The organism is Bacteroides clarus (assembly GCF_015555825.1).
Lineage (GTDB): Bacteria > Bacteroidota > Bacteroidia > Bacteroidales > Bacteroidaceae > Bacteroides > Bacteroides clarus.
In genome coordinates this window covers 168,139-189,835 of sequence record NZ_JADNLF010000007.1, presented here as the reverse complement: position 1 = coordinate 189,835, position 21,697 = coordinate 168,139, and the positions used below count along the sequence as shown (strand labels likewise).

Genomic DNA, 21,697 nt, shown 5'->3' with positions numbered 1-21,697 from the left:
ACGATGATAAAAAAGTGCTTCCTACTGTGCCTTACCATTTGTTGCATCAGCGGTAAGGCCACAGCACAAAGTAATAATAACTTAAAGCTATGGTATGACAAACCCGCCAAACAATGGGTAGAAGCCCTGCCCTTAGGTAACGGACGCATAGGAGCGATGGTTTTCGGCGATCCCGCACACGAACGGTTCCAACTCAATGAAGAAACTGTTTGGGGCGGCTCTCCTCATAACAATACTAATCCCAACGCTAAAAAAGCGTTGCCCCGCATACGCCGGTTGATATTCGAGGGGAAAAATAAAGAAGCGCAAGAATTATGCGGCCCCGCTATCTGCTCACAATCGGCCAACGGAATGCCGTATCAAACTGTCGGTACACTGCATCTTGATTTTGAAGGAATCAATCAATACGATGATTTTTATCGGGATTTGGATATTGAAAAGGCAATAGCTACCACCCGTTTCACAGCCAATGGCATTACATACATACGGGAAGCCTTTACCTCTTTTCCCGACCGGTTGCTCATTATCAAATTAACAGCATCAAAGAAGAAAAGTATTTCTTTCACGGCACATTATACCACACCATATACCGAAAATACAGAATTTTGTATTTCTCCCCGCAAAGAACTGCAACTAAACGGTAAAGCCAACGACCATGAGGGTATTGAAGGAAAGATACGATTCACCGCACTCACCCGGATTGACAATAACGGAGGTACGTTAAAAGTAACTTCGGACAGTACTTTGCAAGTCAAGAATGCCGACAGTGTTACTCTATATGTATCTATCGGTACAAACTTCATAAACTATAAAGACGTGTCGGGAGATGCATTGAAAGCAGCACGGCAATACATGAAACAAGCCGGTAAAAACTACACGAAAAGGAAAGAAGCCCACATTGCCGCCTATCAACAATACTTTAACCGTGTTTCACTGGACTTAGGCAGCAACAACCAAATCAAGAAACCGACAGACCGGCGTGTAAGGGAATTCAGCTCCGTCACCGACCCGCAAATGGCCGCCTTGTACTTCCAATTCGGACGTTACCTGTTAATATGCAGTTCGCAACCCGGCGGACAGGCCGCCAACCTGCAAGGTATTTGGAACTACCAGTTACGAGCTCCCTGGGACGGAAAATACACCACCGATATCAATGTAGAGATGAATTATTGGCCGGCCGAAACAACCGCCCTGTCCGAGATGCACGAACCGTTCCTGCAATTGGTAAAAGAAGTGGCCATACAAGGCCGTGAAAGCGCTTCCATGTATGGCTGCCGCGGATGGACTTTGCATCACAACACCGATATATGGCGTACCACCGGTGCCGTAGACGGCGCTAAATATGGTGTTTGGCCTACTTGTAACGCTTGGTTCTGCCAGCACCTGTGGGATCGGTACCTGTTCTCCGGCAATAAGAATTATTTAGCGGAAGTTTATCCGATTATGCGCGGCGCCTGCGAATTTTATCTGGACTTTTTAGTGCGCGAACCTAAAAATAACTGGCTGGTGGTAGCCCCTTCCTATTCACCGGAAAACAGTCCGTCTGTTAACGGTAAGCGCGGTTTTGTAATTGTCGCCGGTACCACCATGGACAATCAAATGGTCTACGACCTGTTTTACAATACCATTCAAGCCGCCAACTTAATGAATGAAAACACAGCTTTCACAGACAGCCTGCAAACCGTAGCCAACCATTTAGCCCCTATGCAGGTAGGACGCTGGGGGCAACTGCAAGAATGGATGGAAGACTGGGACAATCCTCAAGACCATCATCGACATGTATCCCACCTATGGGGATTATATCCAGGCCGTCAAATCAGCGCTTATCACTCCCCTGTCCTTTTTGAAGCCGCCAAGACATCACTGACCGCCCGCGGCGACCACTCTACCGGTTGGTCTATGGGATGGAAAGTCTGCTTATGGGCACGGCTGCTCGATGGCAATCATGCTTATAAACTGATTACCGAACAGCTTCACCCCACCACCGATGAACGCGGACAAAACGGTGGTACGTATCCTAATCTGTTCGACGCTCACCCGCCTTTCCAAATAGACGGCAACTTCGGCTGTACGGCCGGCATAGCCGAGATGTTTGTACAGAGTCACGACGGTGCTGTCCATCTTCTGCCCGCGTTGCCCGATGTGTGGGAGCGTGGCGTTATAAAAGGAATTCGCTGTCGCGGCGGTTTCCTGCTGGAAGAAATGAAATGGGAAAAGGGGCAAATGCAAACAGCTACCATATGCTCCACCATCGGAGGTACCCTACGCATACGTACCGGCTCTCCCCTATATTTGAATGGAGAAAAACTCTCCCCTACTTCAGAGAAACTCTGCAAAAACCCATTTTTACAACCGCAAGCCATACGTAAACCGCTAATTGTAGCTAATTCATCTTTATCTACATTCGAACATACAATAACCTATGTGTATGATATAGAGACAAAGCCAGGAAAGAAATATATACTTTCAAGCAAAGCTTTATAATATTACTATTACGTATAATAAGTTAAAAAAAATAGGCTTACCAATAACGTTTATAATCAACAAAAAATATGCAAGTAAAAACAAATATTACACAAAACGCTCTTTATTATTAACCTATATTTGCGCCCATCAAATTAACCTTATGTATATCAAAGCATTTTTAGCTAAGGTATGCAATAATAAAAGAGTATAATATGATGAGAACATTTTTCTTTGGACTACTCAGTACATTATTACTACTGTCTTCCTCCATCAGCCAGGCTCAAAACGCCACACCTGCCCCCGACCGTAGCAAAGTACCCGCATTTCCGGGTGCAGACGGTGCAGGTAAATATACTACCGGTGGTGCGGGCGGTACCGTTTATACCGTTACCTCATTGGCAGATGATGAAACGGAAGGGACTTTACGTTGGGCTATCCGCAAAAAAGGTCCTCGTACCATTGTCTTTGCCGTAAGCGGTATCATCGAACTGCAATCCCCGCTGAAAATAAATAACGGCGACCTCACTATTGCCGGACAGACAGCTCCGGGCGATGGTATCTGCCTGAAGAATTACACCATGAGCGTTCAGGCCGACAATGTAATCGTACGCTTCATCCGTTCACGTATGGGTGATGATATCAAGCAAAAAGGTGATGATGCCATGAACGGCTTCAAGCATCACCGCAACATCATCATCGACCATTGCTCCATGAGCTGGAGTACGGATGAATGTGCTTCGTTCTACGACAACAGCGACTTTACGATGCAATGGTGTATCATCAGCGAAAGCCTTGCCAATTCCATACACGAAAAAGGCTCACACGGCTACGGCGGATTATGGGGCGGACAGCCTGCCACTTTCCATCATAACCTGCTTGCCCACCACACCAACCGTACTCCGCGTCTTTGCGGTAGCCGTTATACCGGCAAACCTGAAGAAGAAAAAGTGGAACTGTTCAATAATGTTATCTACAATTACGGCAGCGACGGTGCATACGCCGGTGAAGGCGGTTCATACAACTTCCTTGCCAACTATTACAAACCGGGACCTTTCACCGCTACCAAAGGCTCATACAAACGTCTTTTTACCGCCTATGCCGATGATGGCAAGAATAAGAATGCAGCAGGTACACATGGCGTATTCTACTTCAATGACAACTATGTAGACCCGTCTTGTCCGAAACTCTCCGACAAACAAAAAGCCGATATATACAAAATACAGCGCGATAACAGCTACGGTCTCATCATCAAGAAAGACTTTGCTCCCGAAAAGGAGCTCCTCGCTGAAAAGCCATTCGATATTGCCGAACACACTTCCCTGCAATCGGCACGTAAAGCCTATAAGTCCGTCCTCGACTACGCCGGAGCTTCTCTGAAACGTGATGTCATTGACGCCCGCATCGTAGAAGAAACACGTAAAGGCAATTATACTCATGAAGGTTCGCACGGCAGTACCAACGGTATGATAGACCGTCCGACAGATGTAGGCGGCTGGCCCGTATATAAATCGGAAAAAGCCCCTCAAGATACAGATAAAGACGGTATGCCCGATGAATGGGAAAAAACCAACGGTCTGAATCCGAATGATGCAACCGACGGAGCCAAATACGGTCTGAACTCTCAATACACCAATCTGGAAGTGTATATAAACAGTCTTGTCAACCATTTATTCCCTCAGAACTAACCTTTCTGATGAGCCACTATATAAAAACAAAAAAATGAGATATATCAAAATCATACAAGCTGTTCTGTTCATTAGTCTCCTTACAGGGGTAGCAGCAGCCTGCTCGGACGACACTCCTGCCGGTGAAGATAATTCTACGGAACAAGGGGGAAACGGAACCACCGACAAAGATAATCCGGATGACAATGGGAACTCTGATGCGAACAACTCCGACTCATCCGAATATCCCACTCCTGACCGTTCCGCTATTGCAGCCTTCCCGGGAGCCGAAGGTGCAGGTAAATATACCACCGGCGGCGCGGGCGGTACTGTCTATGTGGTAACATCGCTCGAAGACAGCAACGCACCGGGCACATTACGTCATGCCGTAGAGCAATCCGGAAAACGTACTGTGGTATTCGCCGTAGGCGGAGTTATAAAACTGAGCAAACAATTGGTTATCAGGAATGATGATATCACAATCGCGGGACAAACCGCACCCGGCGCAGGCATTTGCCTGAAAGATTACACCCTGCGGGTCAATGCCAACAATGTAATCATCCGTTTTATTCGTTGCCGGATGGGCGACGAAGCGCAAACCGAAGATGATGCCATGAACGGTTACCAAAAAGAATATCCCGGAAAAAGAAACATTATCATAGACCACTGTTCAATGAGCTGGAGTACGGACGAATGCGCGTCATTCTACGGCAATACAAACTTCACCATGCAATGGTGTATCGTCAGCGAAAGTTTATGGCACTCCGTACACGACAAAGGGAATCACGGCTACGGCGGTTTATGGGGTGGAACGCCCGCTACATTCCATCACAATCTGGTTGCCCACCACAGCAATCGTACCCCGCGTCTTTGCGGCAGCCGCTACTCGAACCGTGCCGATATGGAAAAAGTAGATTTGTGTAACAATGTAATTTACAACTGGACCAGCGAAGGAGCTTATGGCGGGCAGGGCGGTTCGTATAACATTCTGAACAACTACTATAAACTCGGCCCGGCTTCCGTTGCAAACGGAACTCACGCACGTTTCTTCACCGCATACGTAGACAAAGGAAGCGAGGAATATCCGCAGGCAGCCGGAGTTTACGGACATTTTTATCTCAGTGGCAATGTAATAGACAATACCCGGACAGATTTGTCGGGTTCACAACAAGCTGAAGTTGCAGCAGCCAATGCAGACAATACTTCTTCTACCGCCTTTGTTGTAAAGGATGAAAGAAATGCTGCCGATATTGCAACTGAAGTGGAAGCCTCCGACCTGTTAGCCCCTGTCCGTTTCTCCACCCTGCCGGATTACAGTTTTGTCGAATCGGCCGATGCTGCCTACGAATCGGTACTTACATACGCCGGTTCATGGATTTGCGGTTGGACAGCCAATGGATACACCATCCCTAAACGAGACAAAATAGACATGCGCATCGTCAACGACACCCGCATGGGCATATTCTCCACTACCGCCTCCAAAGGTGGTGGTAACGGTTTGATAGATACTCAGAGCGATACACCCGAAAAATGGGATGACTATGTTGCAACGACATCCTCTCTTATCGACAGTGACAACGATGGCATGCCCGATGAATGGGAAAAAGCCAACGGACTTGATCCAAACGATAATAGCGACAGCGGCAAGTACAATCTGAATTCCCAATATACCAATCTGGAAGTGTATATAAACGGATTAGTAAAAACTCTATATCCTTTTTAATCCGGTCATAAAACAGCATATATCATAAGAAGCTTGTTCACTTTCTTTAATGGATAGTAAACAAGCTTTTTTATAAATTTATGTCCCAGAGCGTACTCATGAAGGGAGTTAACCCATTTATGTAAGACAGATAACAAAAATTACTAACCTAAAAACAAAAATTGCACATCTGCTTTTTTATATCAATTTACATTTGCACTCAGGAATTAACAATATGTGAAAACACATACCATAATGGGAAACACTTTTTAATTTATAAATATGCAAAGAATGTCTAAAATGAAAAACATGCGCACTGTGTTACTATTTTTAATAGTAGCAATGATAACGCTTGGCGTATCAGCGCAGACTGTAACCGTAAAAGGTACTGTGACAGACAAAACAGGAGAAACCGTAATCGGAGCCTCCGTAGTTGAAAAAGGAAATACCGGCAATGGTACGATAACCGACATTGACGGAAACTTCTCCTTGAGTGTCCCCACCAATGCAACTTTAGTTTTCTCATACGTAGGTATGACAACACAAGAAATTGCAGTAAAAGGACAGCAAACAATTAATGTTATTTTATCCGATGACGCACAAGCCCTGGAAGAAGTTGTAGTAATCGGATACGGCTCGGTAAAAAAGAAAGACCTGACAGGCTCCGTTGCCACGGTTAATTCCGAAACACTGGCTGCCGTACCCGTTGCTTCCGCTACCGAAGCTTTGCAGGGAAAAATGGCGGGTGTACAAATCACTACAACAGAAGGTTCGCCCGATGCAGAAATGAAAATCCGCGTACGCGGAGGCGGTTCCATCACAGGCGATAACACTCCGCTCTTCATCGTAGATGGTTTCCCGGTAGAATCCATCAGTGACATCCCCGCTTCAGATATCGAAGACATGACTGTGCTGAAAGATGCTTCTTCAACAGCTATCTACGGTTCACGTGGTGCAAACGGCGTTATCTTGGTTACTACAAAAAGCGGTAAAGAAGGCAAAGTCAGCGTTTCGTACAACGCTTATTATTCATGGAAACAAATGACCAAAACCCTAAACACACTAAGCGCCAGTGATTACGTAAAATGGCAACGCGAATACGCCCTATTAAGAGGAAGCGAAGATAAGTATACCACCCTTTTCGGTAATTGGCAAGATGCCGACCTCTATTCTACAGCTCCTACCAACGACTGGCAGGAACAGGTATTTGGCCGCACCGGACACACTTTTAACCATAATATTTCCATTAGTGGAGGTTCTGAGAAGACAAAGTTCAATATGAGTTATGCCCACATGAACGACAAAGCTATCATGTTGGGATCGTCTTTCCGACGCGACAACCTAAGTCTGAAACTTAGCCATAAAGTAAATGACAAAGTAAACCTTGACTTCTCCATGCGCTATGCCGATACAAAAGTAAACGGAGCAGGAGCCAACGAAAGTAAAACAGAAGTATCTTCCGCCGACTCTCGTATGAAGAATGTGATGATTTACCCTATGTTCAACTTTCCCGACTTGAGTGACGGCTATGACCCTGACCTGCAATTAACGAATCCGATTACCTCTGTATATGATACGGACCGTAAACAAAATCGTCAAACTTTCAACATGAACGGTAGCTTCTCATGGGAAATCTTTAAGAACTTCAAGTTTAAGACAGAATTTGGTTTGGATTGGTACTATAATACCGACAAAAAATACTATGGTAACTCTACCTACAATGCACGTACCAACAGTACCAGTACAGATGGTGTTCATCCGATGGCATACTTTGCCGATACCCAACGCAAAACCTTCCGCAACACCAACACGGTGAACTATGACTTCAAGGATATCATCAAGAATAAAGATCACAGTTTGAATTTACTCGTAGGACAAGAAATGCTGAACAAGCAAAGTTTACTGAATGACGACCGTCTGCGTCTGTATCCCACCGACTTTACAGCCGACCAAGCTTGGAATCTCTCCTCGCAGGGTACTCCCTATCAAGTAAATAAATACAATAATGCCGATGATAACCTCTTATCATTCTTTGGTCGCGCAAACTATAACTTCCAGGACAAATACTTGGTAAGTGCCACTTTTCGCGCCGACGGTTCTTCCAAGTTTTCAAAAAACAACCGTTGGGGATACTTCCCTTCAGCAGCAGTAGCATGGCGTATCTCTGCAGAGAATTTCATGCAGAACACACAAAATTGGTTGGATGATTTGAAACTGCGTTTCTCTTATGGTACTGCAGGTAACAATAATATTCCCTCCGACCAGATTTCTCCCGTATGGTCTTCCAACTCTACTACTTGGTTAAACCAATTCAATACTTATTGGACAAGCGGACTAGCTTCAGGGCAAAGTGGACTGTATGCCTCCAACCCCGACCTGACTTGGGAAACAACTATTACCCGAAATTTAGGTTTAGACTTTACACTCCTTGGTGGTAAAGTTTCCGGTAGCGTAGAATATTATTGGAATACAACAAAGGACCTTCTCATTGCCTTCCCTGTATCTGGTTCGGGCTATGACTACCAATATCGTAATCTTGGCGAAACTGAAAATAAAGGTTTGGAAATATCCGTTACATGGAATGCTATCAATACCAAGAACTATGGACTGACTATCAGCGGCAACGTAGGTCTCAACAAAAATAAAGTAAAGAACCTCGGCACATTGAGCGAATATAAAGCATCCTCTGGCTGGGCTTCCACACAAATTCAAGACGACTATGTTGTGAAACCGGGTCGCCCTGTAGGCGAAATCTACGGTTATATAAGCGCAGGCCGATATGAAGTGAGTGATTTTGAAGACTATTATGCATCTGGTGAAAAATGGGTGTTGAAAGAAGGTATAGCAAGTGATGCAAGTGTGATAGGGACCAGCTACCTTAGACCGGGTGCCATGAAGTTGGCAGATATCAGCGGTCCTGACGGTACTCCTGACGGTGTAGTAGATGATAACGACCGTACCGTTATCGGTAATACCAATCCTAAGGCAAGCGGTGGTTTCACCCTTTCCGGTCGCGTATACGGCTTCGACCTGAGTGCAAACTTCACTTACAGTATTGGTAATGATGTATATAATGCTAATAAGATTGAATATACATCGGCATCACAATACTACTACCGCAACATGCTTGATATCATGTCTGAAGGTAATCGCTGGACCAACCTCGACGCCAACGGAAACTTGGTGAATGACGCCGCACTGTTGGCCGAGATGAATGCCAATACCACCATGTGGTCACCTTACACCAACTATGTATTGAGCGATTGGGCTGTTGAAGACGGTTCGTTCCTGCGTCTCTCCACACTGACGCTCGGTTATACATTACCGCAGAACCTCACCAAAAAAGTAGGTATCAACAATCTGCGTTTCTACGCTACCTGTTACAACGTATTCTGCCTGACAGGATACTCGGGTTTCGACCCCGAAGTTTCTACCAGAAACAAAACAGCCCTCACACCAGGTGTGGATTACTCAGCCTATCCTAAGAGTCGCCAATTTGTAATAGGTCTTAACTTGAACTTCTAATAAATACGAAAGATAAAATGAAAAATATATTATTCAAATCCTTAGCAGTAGTAACCCTGATGGGTGCACTGTCTTCCTGCAATGATTTTCTGGAGCAGACTTCTCCATCCTCAATGGATAGTGAAAAGATTTTCAGCAGTCAGGAATTTGCCGAAGGAGCCATCGCTAATATCTACAATGAATTTGGACAACAAAATTACCGTGCACGTAGCGTATGGTACGGTTATAATACAGATATCGAATTGTTTAACGGTTCAAACAAAGGTGACGGAAAAGCAGACTTGGCAACCTATAATGCCAATACCGCCAACGACCAGATGAATGTAACGACCGGCACCGATTTATGGGCAAAGATATACGCCGCCATCGAAAAGGCCAATCTCGCTATTGAAGGTTTAAGAGCTAATGCAGACTTGACTGATGCCAACATGAAACAGTTACTTGGCGAAGCACTCACGCTGCGTGCGTTACACTACATCGATCTCATTAATATGTGGGGCGACGTGCCCGCACGTATGGCTACCTTGAACTCCGAAAACATGTATTCCGGACGGGAAGACCGCGATGTCATCTACAAGCAACTTATCATCGACCTGCAAGAAGCACAGGACCTCTGCGCATGGCCTAACGAATTGACTGCCACACAAACGGTAGAACGTGTAAACAAAGCGTTTGTCAAAGGATTTTTGGCACGCGTCTGCATGCAAGCTGCCGGCTACGCCCAGCGCCTTGACGGAGAAAACCGTCTGAGCACAGACGAGGAACTCACTAAAGAGAAACTTTACCCTATCGCTCTACAAGCTTGCAAAGATGTAATGGCACAAGAAGGAACATACGTAGCTTTGAAACCCAATTTCGAAGATGTATTCAACAACAACGGTATCTCGGGTGACGTGATTAACGCCGGCAGCGAGTCATTATTCGAAATCGGATACAGTAATGACCCGGTGCGTGGACGTATGATGTATACGTTTGGGATTAGACACAGAAATGCAGACAACATGACGACAATGACACAAGGAAGTTCCGTAGGCCCTATGCCGACATTCTATTACGATTACTCCCCAAAAGATAAGCGTCGTGACATTACCTGTTGTCCTTTCCAGTGGGAGAAAGGAAAGCAAAGCCTTCAGGCTTTCAGCAGTTGGAGTTTTGGGAAGTTACGTTTTGAATGGGCAGAACGTATGATTTCCGGTGGTGGTACTGATGATGGTATCAACAAACTTTATATGCGCTATGCTGATATCATATTAATGCGTGCCGAACTGGAAAATGAATTAAATGGCCCCGATGCCGCAGCTCCCTGGCTCACAAAAATCCGCGAACGTGCATTTGCCCCTGCCGATTATGCCACAGAAGTAACCGATTATGTTACCGCAGCATCACAAAGCAGAGCAACAATGTTTCAAGCTATAGTCGATGAAAGAGCACTTGAGTTTGCTGGTGAATTTATACGCAAGGCTGACCTCATTCGTTGGGGAATGTTGAAAAGCAAAATGGACGAAGCAAATGCAAAAATGAAAGCCATCGTTACACTGACAGATTATGATGCTAAGCACCCGTACAGCCAGCTTTCCGGTCGTATATTCTATAAAATGGAAGATTTTAATTGGACGCGTAATGGTATCTTGAATATAGAAACTAATGCCAAACTTATACTTTACGGTCTGAACTATGGCGAAACCGGAAGTGCTCCAGCAGGTTATACTGAATATACCGACAGTAAAGGAGAAGTATCTACTTGGATTAAAGAGAATGTACTGAAAGATATTATCGACTATCTTTATGTGCAAGACCCAGACAAACGCCAATATTGGCCTATCTTCAATGTCAATCTGAATGATAACCCGAATCTGACAAACTACGAGTGGTATTAATTATTAAAAAAGACATAACAATGAGAAAATATATAATCGCAGCACTTGCTTTCGCCACAATACTGGCCGGAGGCTTAACATTCACTGCATGTGATGATGTGGACGATGTGAAAGATTTGACGCTGGACCGACTGCTGTCACCAACAAATGTAACGGCTTTCATCAGAAATAAGACAAATGTTGAGCTAAAATGGGATGCCATAAATGGAGCAACATCTTACACAATCGGAGTTTTTCAAGGTAACCCGAATGATGGTGCTTCCGCACTGATTACAGAAAGTACAGAAGATGTTACTTATACTATTACTGGTTTAGAAGGAGAAACAGAATATACTTTTGGAGTCAAAAGTGTTGCGGAAGGAAAGAATGACTCTAAATGGAGTCTCATTACTCGCTCCACTGATGCAGAACAGATATTCTACGATGTATCAGATGATGATTTACAAGCAACAAGTGTAACACTACGTTGGCCTGCCGGAGAAACTGCAACTACAATCGTCATCACTCCGGGAGAAATCACCCATTCAGTTACTACAGATGAAATTACAGCCGGAGCCGCTACAATCAGCGGCTTGGTTTCCGAAACGACATACACTGCAAAACTGATGAACGGTGAAAAGACACGCGGTACAGTAACATTCAAAACACTAATAGACTTTGGTGACGCAACAGTCGTTCAAGAAGGTGATAACTTAGTGGATATTCTGGATAATGCAGCAGAGAATGCGGCTATAGTCCTTGTTTCCGGTACGTTCGATCTTGGAGAGTATGCATTGACAAAATCTGTAAATATCTCTGGTTATAAATCATCTGACAAGCCAACTATTAACGGACGGTTCACTGTTGGTGCCACTACCATATCCTTGTCATTAACCAATCTGATTGTAGACGGACTCTATGAGCAAGACAATCTTTTGGAATTAAAAGACGCCAATGCTAATGTTTCAAACTTAAATATAATAGGATGTGAAATACGCAATACTAATAAACATCTGATCTATGCAAATAAAATAGGTAAGTTTGGTAATATTACCATTGATAATTGCATTATTGAAAATGTGAAAGACAGTGAAGGTGACGGCATTGATTTACGTGAAGGAAGCGAATTAACCTCCTTAGTCGTTAATAAGTCCACTTTTAGAAATGGTTTTCGTACATTTCTGCGTTGTCAAGTAACAAATACAGCGACAGTATCATTCAATGAATGTACATTCTATAACGTTTGCACATTAGATAACTCAAATAACAGTGGTCTTTTCCAAATGGATAAAACTACTGCATCCAGTCAACTGTCTGTCAAGAAATGCTTCTTCTATGGTGTTGGAATAGAAAATCCCCAAAATACCGCTTCTGGCGTTTGGGCTAAAAAAGGTAAAATGAAGGCAACATGTTCATACATACAAAATTATTATTATAACTGTCCTAATCTTTGGAACACTAGCAACAGTCAATATGCGGACGCTCACGACGACGTGGCAATGGAGACTGTCGACCCGCAATTTATAGATGCCGCCTCCGGTAATTTAACTATAGGAAATCAAACGGTTAAAGATTTGGCAGTCGGAGATCCACGCTGGTATTAAACAAAGAATAAGACTCAATTCTCATATTAAATTATTATTGCAGAAGGGGTTGTCCAGTATTGGGGCACCCCCTTCATCTTTCCGCCGACCAGTCTCACGGGCGAATTCCTCTTCCCAAGTTTGGCAAGCACTACCTATAAATAAATGACTATTTGCCCCCTATCCGGTAAAATAAAAGAATTAAAATAATCAATAGAAACAAAAGCAAAAAGAAAGAACGTAATGAAATCAACAAGCAAACTATCAGTAGCCTATAACCTCATTACTGGAATACAAATGTCTGCATGATGCAAACAGTTCGTAATATAAGAACAATTTATTGCCGCACAATCCTATCCCTGCTCACCCCGTAATACCCCGCTACGGGCACATATACCGGTTGCGTAGGTATTCCGATATTCTGAATCTTCCCTTCCGCCCTCAGCCTGCGAATATGCTCCATCGCTTTCGACTTCATAAATCCGCAAATCTGCTGGAAGTCCGCACGGGTCATTAATTGATGTTCGGTGAAATAAGTTCGCAAACGCATATCTATTTCCACATCCGATAGTTTGCGGGAATGCCCGTTGTGCCTGATATTTTTAAGCTTCACTGCTCCCACTTCGTTCTTCAACGCTTGGTCGGCACGAAACTTGATACCTTTTAAACGGACTTTCGTATTTTTGCGTTTCGTTTCCGCCGTCACCTCTTCTATACATTTCAGCGTAGGATGAAAATAACCTATCCCGTCCAGGTGCACTTGGCGACCGTCACCCAGCTCCTGCCCCAATACATGCGACAGCGCATCGAGTACAGCCGTTACATCCGTTTCCGTCAGCGAGCAACGCTCCTGAATTTTACGCCTCACATAGTCTGTTCCTATCTTTCCATTGTACGTGATGCGTGCATGGAGCTTTTTCTCGTCCGGCTGGTTCGGCGGTACCGGATTCTCATACCATTCAAAATGAATTGCCATAGTGCTGTATTTATTTATACTGTGTAAAGTTAACGCTTTCCCATGAGATAATCTATTTTTCCTACGAGAATAAATGGGTGCCGGCAACTGCCGACAGAGCCGTTGACGATTGTAAACAGAACCGCCGACAGCTATAAACAGACCTGTTGACTACTGTCAACACCCTGTTTCGCTACAAGATAAAACGAATTATCCCGCATTGAAAACGCAATAATGCAAGGACTTGGCACGTTCAACGCCACAAGCGATAATAGTGTGAAAAAGGCTTGCGAAAGGCTGTTTCCCGATAGTAACTTCGCGGCACGAAACTATCAATAAAAACAACGTGTATGATGAAAAAATGTATTATGAAACTTATCTCCTTTTTATTAAGGAACAAGAAACGCAAGAGACAGTCCCGCATAAAGAAATGCAATCCGACAGAACAGGTTAACCACTTCCTGCAAACCGGCTATGCCTTCCGTTACAACCGACTGACAGAGGAAACAGAATACCGCCCCATTGGAATTGCAGACAAAGCGTTCCTCCCTGTCAGCAAACGGGAACTGAATTCCTTATGTCTCGAAGCCCATGCCCGGGGCATCCTATGCTGGGACAAAGATATCAGCCGCTTTCTTTTTTCCAAATACGTACCGGAATATCATCCTTTCCTGCTCTACTTTGAGCAACTTCCCGCTTGGGACGGTATCGACCGGATTGACAATTTGGCACACCGCGTATCGTCCGAACCCTTCTGGATAAGCGGTTTCCACACATGGATGCTCGCTCTTGCAGCCCAATGGACGGGACGGACAGGCAAACATGCCAACAGCGTGGCTCCCCTGCTTGTCAGTTCCCGGCAGGGTTGCCTGAAATCCACCTTCTGCAAAAGTCTGATGCCCGACAGCCTGTCCCGCTACTATTCGGACGAAATAGAGCTCACGTCACGAAGTAATGTCACCCGCAAAATGTCGGAAATGGGACTGCTAAACCTTGATGAGTTCGACAAATACTCCGCCAAGCAAATGCCGCTACTCAAAAGCCTGATGCAAATGGCTGATTTAAATCTTTGCAAAGCATATCAAAAGAACTTCCGTAATCTCCCCCGCATCGCTTCTTTCATCGGCACAAGCAACCGCTTCGACTTGCTTTCCGACACTACGGGCAGCCGGCGTTTCCTATGCGTAGAGGTAAAGGATAAAATTGATTGCAGCCACATCGAACATAAACAAATCTATGCGCAACTGAAACAAGAGCTTGCAGACGGAGCCCGCTACTGGTTTACCGCCGAAGAAGAGCAGGAGCTCCAAGAACACAACCTTGCCTTCCGACACCACAACCCGGCAGATGAAGTGCTGCACAGTTGCTTCCGCCCCGCAACGGCTGAGGACTCAAAAGAAGAGGTAATCCACCTCTCCGCCGCCGACATCTTCAAAGAACTGAAAAGGCAAAATCCCGCTGCCATGAGAGGGACAAATCCAAACAGTTTTTCACAGCGACTCGTGCCCGCCGGCTTCGTGCGGAAGCACGGACGCTATGGAAATTTCTATCCGGTAGTGCCGCTCGCATGAAGAAACAAACAACTTCCCAACTCAAGTTCACAAAACAGGGGTTCACCCGCAAACCCCGATGAATAGGAAGACATGAAGGGAGAAGGGGTGTCATGCACAAAAGAAATTCAGGGGTAAAAACTAATTTTTCCACAAAGAATACCAAAAAATACTATGGTGTTCACAGAGTATCACATATTTTTGTGTTCAATAACGGATGAAACCATCTCATTACAGTTGTCAGCCTTACTATATTTAATAACTATAAAAAACAAACTTATGAATCTAAAAAGACTTGCCAAAAGGGCATTAGCTACTCTATCATTGAGTATGTTGTGTTTAGTCGCTTTTGCACAAGGTCACCAAATCTCAGGTACCGTAATCGACGGTACGGGTGAACCAATTATCGGTGCAAACGTATTGGAAGTAGGCACTACTAACGGTGTAATTACTGACATCGACGGTAATTTTAAACTTAGCGTACAGCCCAACGCAAAAATCCAGGTATCATTTATCGGTTATATCACACAGACCGTTACAGTGGGTAGCCAGAGCAATATCAAGGTAACGCTGAAAGAAGATGCGCAAGCATTGGATGAAGTGGTGGTTGTAGGTTACGGTGTACAGAAGAAGTCGGATGTGACCGGTTCTGTCGGAAGTGTAAACAGCGATAAGATTATGGCTAAAGGTACCACTTCCGTTATGGAATCCTTGCAAGGTTCGGTTGCGGGTGTGGACATTTCGCAAAGCTCAAGCCGTGCCGGTGAAGGATTCAACATCTCTATCCGCGGTAAGAGTTCTATGGCCGGCGGTGAACCACTGTACGTTATCGACGGAGTGGTGTGCGACAACATGAATTTCCTGAACCCTGCCGATATAGAAAAAATCGACATCCTGAAAGACGCTTCTTCTACCGCTATCTATGGTTCGCGCGCAACAAACGGTGTCGTGATGATTACAACCAAGCAAGCCGGAACGAGCATTAAGGACGAAGCTAAGGTTCAAGTAACTTACGACGGATATTACGGTTACAAAACCGTGGCCAACATGCCGGAATTCATGAGTGGCGACGAATGGACCAACTATCGTTTCCAGCGTTATACAACCCTGAAGTCCACAGACGAATTCGGACATCCTACTTATCAGATGAAAGATACGGATTGGAGCGCTTTCTGGGGAAATAACAGCGCCAAAATCAAAGATATTTATGCCACCAAAGGTTATTATGACTGGCCGGATTTGATAACCACGGACGGTCAGCAGCAAAACCATTACCTCAACATCGCCGGTAATACAAAGAATCTTTCTTACCGCGTCGGTTTGGGTTATCAGAAAGACGACGGTATCCTGCACGACTCCTATGAACGTTGGAATGTCAAGGCTGCGATAGACCACAAAATCAACGACCGTTTCTCTATCGGCGCGTTGGTAAACCTTTCTACCTCTCTGAAAGACTACGGCAGCAAGAATTCGGTTATTACCGGTTTCCGTGCAAATCCGTACTGGGTTCCTTACTATTGGGAAGGCGAAAATAAAGGAGAATTAATACTCCAGCCGGCCAAAGACGAAGTGATATTCCCCGATGGCGGCGGTTTCACCTCTACATTGAACCCATTGGTGGATAGAGCAAATTCCACTGACGAGACACGCAGTTACGATGTTATGGGTAACTTGTACTTACAGTACTCTCCTATCAAGGAAGTTATTCTGAAAACCACATTCTCTCCTACATACAACCGCAGCAAGCGAGGCGAATTCTATGGTGTGAATACAGACAGCCAGTTCTCTTCCAAGAACCCGAGCACGGGCGACCCTTACAATACGGCTACTATCACCAATGTTGATTATTTTACATATACCTGGGATACGCAAGCCAATTATACCAAAACATTCGGCGACCACAGTATCAACGCGTTGGCATTGTTCAGCGTATATAGCGCAACCAAAGAAGGGGATGCCATTACCGCCAACGATATGCCTTTCGATGTAGACTGGTATAATACAGGTTCTGCCGGCTTCCTGAGCAATGCAGACAGTTATTACGAAAAATTGACCATGCTCTCCTATGTACTCCGCCTGAACTATGCTTATAAAGGACGTTATTTGGCAACCGTATCCAGCCGTTGGGACGGAAGCTCCAAATTCCAGAAAGATAACCGTTGGGGCGCTTTCCCATCCATGGCATTGGCATGGCGTATCAGTGAAGAGGACTTTGCAAAAGAACTCTCATGGATCAGCAACCTGAAGTTAAGAGCAAGTATCGGTCTGACCGGTAACAACGCCAATGTGGGACCTTATGATACACAATCGCTGGCAGGAACCAAATATTGGTATAATTACGGTGGCGCACCGGCCTACGGATACGGCATCAACGGCATTACCAATACTTTGCTGACCTGGGAAAAGACAAGGGAAATTAACGTCGGTCTGGACTTTGGATTCCTCAACAATCGCATCAGCGGTAGCATCGACTGGTACAACAAGGTTTCAAGAGACTTGCTAATGGAACAATTAACGCCGCTGGAACTGGGTTCTTCAACAGGAGCCATGATGAACAACGTAGGTAAGGTAAAGAATACAGGTGTTGAAATCTCATTAAGCACAGTAAACGTACAGACCAAGGATTTCTACTGGAGCACTACTTTCTCTTTTGCCAAGAACAAAAACGAAATATTGGAATTGAACGGCGGCAAAGAAGACTTAGTAGCCAATAAATGGTTCATCGGCCAGCCTATCGACGTTATCTACGACTATGAATACGCCGGAGTTTGTACAGCCGAAGAGGCAAGGGCTTATGCCACAAACGACGCTATCAAGACTAAGTTCATCGAAGGTGAAATGAAGCTGAAAGACCAGCAGCAACCCGGTGAAGAGGGCTACGGAGTAATTGATGAAAACGACTTGGTTGTTTTAGGCCATGCATTACCGAAATGGACAGGTAGCGTTACCTCAAACATGACCTATAAGAACTTCGACTTCTCTTTCTCCATCTATACCAAACAAGGCGGTATGGTAGAAAGTCCGTTCATGGCCGAATTCACAAACTACAAAGACCGCGGACGTAACAAGCTGAAAATGGATTATTATATTCCCGCAGGCACTCCCGTGCTCAATGCCGACGGAAGCGGTTATACCTTAACTACGGAAGCTCACATGGGCGCATATCCTTATCCTACCAATACAGCCAACAACAACTATGGCGGCGGTATCGGTTGGGGTACCGACAAACAGACGACTTATGTAGGTAACTCTTACGTAGACAACTCTTTCGTGAAAATCAAGAACATCACTTTGGGTTACACATTCCCCAAAAGCTGGATGTCCAAGATTGGTGTAGACCATTTGCGTTTGTATGTCAATGTATTGAATCCGTTTACCTTTACAAGTTATAAGGGCTTTGATCCGGAATGGGCGGATGCCGCCTTAAATGACGGAACAGGCGGACCGAGTTCACGCACATACCAAGTTGGAGTCAATTTAAAATTTTAATACCTGATAACGATGAAAAAAGCAATATACATCGCAACCTGCCTGTTAGGGCTTAGCATAAGCAGTTGCTCAGACTTTTTGGAACAAGATAACAGATCGGATGTTCCCTCAAATGAATTCTATAATACCAAAACCGGTTTCAACAGCCTGTTGAACAGTACATATTCTTCTTTAAGAAGCATCTACGGCGGAGCTCCCTGGGTATTCAGCGCAGGAACGGACTTGTTTGCCGGCGGTAAACAAGGTGTGGACGCCATCGGTCTGTATGGCTCGTCTTACAATTCCGCCGACAAAGACGTGCAAGAGTTTTATACCGAATGCTACAAAGGAATACAACTGGCGAATTCCGTTATATATTATGGCGAATCGACAGAAGATTCTTCTGTAAGACTGCAATATGTAGACGAAGCGCGTTTCTTGAGAGCTTACTATTATTACTTACTGGTACAGCACTTCGGCGGGGTAGCTTTAAACACAACAATGTTTGAATCCGCAGTAATGAACCATGCACGCGAGAGCGCCGAAAACGTTTATCAGTTCGTTATAGATGAGTTCGCTTACCTGTCGTCCGACGACTCACAACTGCTGGAACGTTCGGAAGCTACCGGAGACAACTTCGGACGCGCCAACAAACGCGCCGCCATGCATTTCCTCGCCAAAACTTACCTGGCAAGAGGTTATGAAACTTTTGCAGACAGCAATGACTTTACCAATGCAGCCCAATATGCCGAGAAAGCCATAAACGGAGAAAAACCGACCATCGCTTTCAGTGATGTGTTCAGCATTAACAATGAAGAAAACGATGAAATCTTCTGGTCTGTACAGTACAGCAGCGCTACGTTGGAAGACTTGAGCAAAGACGGTAATATGCAACAATCGGTATTCGGCGTATACTTAGGCGGTGCCGAAGAAAAGAACAAATACAACGCCGGTTACCTTGCGCCGACCGTTCATCTGCACAATCTCTTTACGAAAGGTGACAAGCGTTATGAAGGTACATTCATGCTGGAACTGCATAAATTCTACTATGATTATTACACTGCTCCGACAACCTCTCCAATTAAGTATTTCTATGCTCCCGGCTGGATGTCGGATGCTGACATCACTGCTTGGAAGAACGAAAATCCGACTCTGCGCCAGAATGCGACTGTCATCAAAATGAGTGAGATGAGCGAGGACAGAAAAGGCAATATGACAGCATACGCCGATAAGTGTACGGATGATTACGGAGTGGCTTGTATAAGAAAGTTCGACGACCCCACTTCCGCGTTTTCTATGACCGGCAGCACGCATGACATCATCTTAGCGCGTCTGGGAGAAACTTATCTGGTAGCCGCAGAAGCTTATGTAAAACTGAATCAGCCCGACAAGGCAAAGGTTAAGATTAACGAGCTGCGCGAACGTGCTACGGAAGCCGGATATGACCTCTCGGTACAGGAAAGTGATGTGACCGGAGAACAAGGCATCGACTTTATTCTGGACGAACGCGCGCGTGAGTTGGCAGGAGAATATCACCGTTGGATGGACTTGAAACGTACCGGACGCTTAATTCAATATGTTGCCAATGGCACTTATGACGGACAAGCATGTTTCGCATATAATCACGATAACATCAAAGTCAGTGACTTTGTGGGCAATGACGGCAATTACAAAATACTCCGCCCCATCCCATTGGATGCCATCAACCGTAATAAAGAAACTGTAAAACAGAATCCCGGATTTTAATAAATTGCACTATGATGAAATTAAAGATATTCCTGATAGGCATTTTATTTCCCGCCGCTGTCTTTGCACAGAAAGCGCCTTCTTTAGATGCTTTGCAGGACGGAATACACCATTGGAACCTACTGCACCCTGACCGTACCTATGCCCGCTATGCCGAAAAGGATTACGAGAAGATTGCCGACAATCTGATTGCATATCAAAATGAAGACGGCGGCTGGCTGAAAAACATGGACTGGGCAGGCGTACTGAACATAGATTCCATAAAAGCCGGCCTGAAAGACGGGCAGAAGCGGAGTACACTTGACAACCGGAATACATTCTCGCAAATAGAGTATCTGGCGGATGTGTACACATTAACCAAGAAACAGAAATACAGAGCCGCCTCGGAAAAAGGTCTACGCTATCTGCTCTCCACACAAAAGGACAATGGCGGCTGGAGAGGCTGGGATGTAGATGCCGTTACTTTTAATGATGATGTTACCACCGGTACTTTGGAACTGTTCAGAAACATACTGCAAGGAGACTCCAGCTTTTTATGGCTGGACTCCGGTATGCTCAATGCAATACAGAAGTCATACGATAAGGGGCTTGCCGTAGTACTGAAAACACAATATGTACAGAATGGTGTTAAAACAGCATGGGCACAACAATATGATAACGAAACCCTTGTTCCCGTAAAAGCCAGGACTTTTGAGTTACCGGGATTAACGGCATGGGAAAGTACTGCAATCACCATCTTTCTCATGGGAATAAAGAATCCCTCGGAAGAGGTTATCCAGGCGATAGAAGCGGCGATAGCATGGTTCAATAACTCTAAAATAGAAGGTATCCGGATTGAACGCGTTCCATTGCAGGGAAAAGATATCATAAACCATGAATATCCTTACGACAACGTAGTGGTTAAAGATGAAACCGCTCCCGCTATCTGGAGCCGTTTTTATGAACTGTCTGACAACAGGCCGTTTATGGCTAAACGTTCCGGTGAGAAAGTATGGAAACTGTCTGACGTAAACGCGGAAAGGCGAACCGGATATGACTGGTACGGTTATTGGCCGGTAGAAGCCTTGAAGATGTACAAGGAATGGAAAAAACAATTCAAGCATTAAGAAGTTTCCGATAAACCGAAAGGAAAATAATGCTATTTAAATCGAAAGATATTAGATAGGCATTCTTTGCAAGGAA

At 44.9% G+C, this 21,697-nt stretch carries 11 protein-coding genes; 10 read left to right on the top strand and 1 reads right to left on the bottom strand.

Annotated features, from left to right (window positions below; genetic code table 11):
• Positions 1–3: 3 nt before the first annotated feature.
• From I2F54_RS09805 to I2F54_RS09780, 6 genes are all read left to right on the top strand, one after another.
• Positions 4–2,484 carry a glycoside hydrolase family 95 protein gene (locus I2F54_RS09805; protein WP_195501076.1) on the top strand — a complete coding sequence of 827 codons (2,481 nt, stop codon included), beginning with the start codon at positions 4–6 and terminating at the stop codon, positions 2,482–2,484.
• Positions 2,485–2,678: 194 nt separating this feature from the next.
• A complete protein-coding gene (locus I2F54_RS09800) occupies positions 2,679–4,151 on the top strand; it encodes a pectate lyase (RefSeq protein ID WP_410518265.1) in 1,473 nt (490 codons plus the stop codon).
• Positions 4,152–4,185: 34 nt separating this feature from the next.
• Entirely contained in the window at positions 4,186–5,853 is a 1,668-nt protein-coding gene (locus I2F54_RS09795) for a pectate lyase (protein WP_229097158.1), read from the top strand.
• 270 nt (positions 5,854–6,123) lie between these two features.
• Entirely contained in the window at positions 6,124–9,357 is a 3,234-nt protein-coding gene (locus I2F54_RS09790) for a SusC/RagA family TonB-linked outer membrane protein (RefSeq protein WP_195501075.1), read from the top strand.
• 17 nt (positions 9,358–9,374) lie between these two features.
• On the top strand, positions 9,375–11,234 hold the full coding sequence (locus I2F54_RS09785; RefSeq protein WP_195501074.1) for a RagB/SusD family nutrient uptake outer membrane protein: 1,860 nt from the start codon (positions 9,375–9,377) through the stop codon (positions 11,232–11,234).
• A 20-nt stretch (positions 11,235–11,254) separates the two neighbouring features.
• Positions 11,255–12,817: a DUF5123 domain-containing protein gene (locus tag I2F54_RS09780; protein WP_022218201.1), complete on the top strand. Its 1,563-nt coding sequence runs from the start codon at positions 11,255–11,257 to the stop codon at positions 12,815–12,817.
• A 316-nt stretch (positions 12,818–13,133) separates the two neighbouring features.
• Here I2F54_RS09780 and I2F54_RS09775 read toward each other — a convergent pair whose 3' ends face one another.
• Entirely contained in the window at positions 13,134–13,772 is a 639-nt protein-coding gene (locus I2F54_RS09775; RefSeq protein WP_022218202.1) for an HU family DNA-binding protein, read from the bottom strand.
• Between the two features lie 329 nt (positions 13,773–14,101).
• On the opposite strand from I2F54_RS09775, the gene I2F54_RS09770 reads away from it, so the two are divergent.
• The 4 genes from I2F54_RS09770 (at position 14,102) to pelA (ending at position 21,621) form a co-directional block, all read left to right on the top strand.
• Complete coding sequence (locus I2F54_RS09770) at positions 14,102–15,322, top strand: VapE domain-containing protein (protein WP_009123043.1); 1,221 nt, start codon at positions 14,102–14,104, stop codon at positions 15,320–15,322.
• A 309-nt stretch (positions 15,323–15,631) separates the two neighbouring features.
• Positions 15,632–18,790, top strand: coding sequence for a SusC/RagA family TonB-linked outer membrane protein (locus I2F54_RS09765; protein WP_229097161.1), 3,159 nt, complete (start codon positions 15,632–15,634; stop codon positions 18,788–18,790).
• 12 nt (positions 18,791–18,802) lie between these two features.
• Positions 18,803–20,515, top strand: a complete 1,713-nt coding sequence (locus I2F54_RS09760) for a RagB/SusD family nutrient uptake outer membrane protein (RefSeq protein WP_087412335.1) — start codon at positions 18,803–18,805, stop codon at positions 20,513–20,515.
• Positions 20,516–20,526: 11 nt separating this feature from the next.
• A complete protein-coding gene (gene pelA, locus I2F54_RS09755; RefSeq protein ID WP_009123040.1) occupies positions 20,527–21,621 on the top strand; it encodes a pectate lyase in 1,095 nt (364 codons plus the stop codon).
• The last annotated feature ends 76 nt before the right edge of the window (positions 21,622–21,697 follow it).

What these genes read in the sequence shown, in the direction of transcription:
- I2F54_RS09805 (WP_195501076.1), top strand. Translation starts at nt 4, where the DNA reads ATGATAAAAAAGTGCTTCCTACTGTGCCTTACCATTTGTTGCATCAGC.
- I2F54_RS09800 (WP_410518265.1), top strand. Translation starts at nt 2,679, where the DNA reads ATGATGAGAACATTTTTCTTTGGACTACTCAGTACATTATTACTACTG.
- I2F54_RS09795 (WP_229097158.1), top strand. Translation starts at nt 4,186, where the DNA reads ATGAGATATATCAAAATCATACAAGCTGTTCTGTTCATTAGTCTCCTT.
- I2F54_RS09790 (WP_195501075.1), top strand. Translation starts at nt 6,124, where the DNA reads ATGTCTAAAATGAAAAACATGCGCACTGTGTTACTATTTTTAATAGTA.
- I2F54_RS09785 (WP_195501074.1), top strand. Translation starts at nt 9,375, where the DNA reads ATGAAAAATATATTATTCAAATCCTTAGCAGTAGTAACCCTGATGGGT.
- I2F54_RS09780 (WP_022218201.1), top strand. Translation starts at nt 11,255, where the DNA reads ATGAGAAAATATATAATCGCAGCACTTGCTTTCGCCACAATACTGGCC.
- I2F54_RS09775 (WP_022218202.1), bottom strand. Translation starts at nt 13,772, where the DNA reads ATGGCAATTCATTTTGAATGGTATGAGAATCCGGTACCGCCGAACCAG.
- I2F54_RS09770 (WP_009123043.1), top strand. Translation starts at nt 14,102, where the DNA reads ATGATGAAAAAATGTATTATGAAACTTATCTCCTTTTTATTAAGGAAC.
- I2F54_RS09765 (WP_229097161.1), top strand. Translation starts at nt 15,632, where the DNA reads ATGTTGTGTTTAGTCGCTTTTGCACAAGGTCACCAAATCTCAGGTACC.
- I2F54_RS09760 (WP_087412335.1), top strand. Translation starts at nt 18,803, where the DNA reads ATGAAAAAAGCAATATACATCGCAACCTGCCTGTTAGGGCTTAGCATA.
- pelA (WP_009123040.1), top strand. Translation starts at nt 20,527, where the DNA reads ATGATGAAATTAAAGATATTCCTGATAGGCATTTTATTTCCCGCCGCT.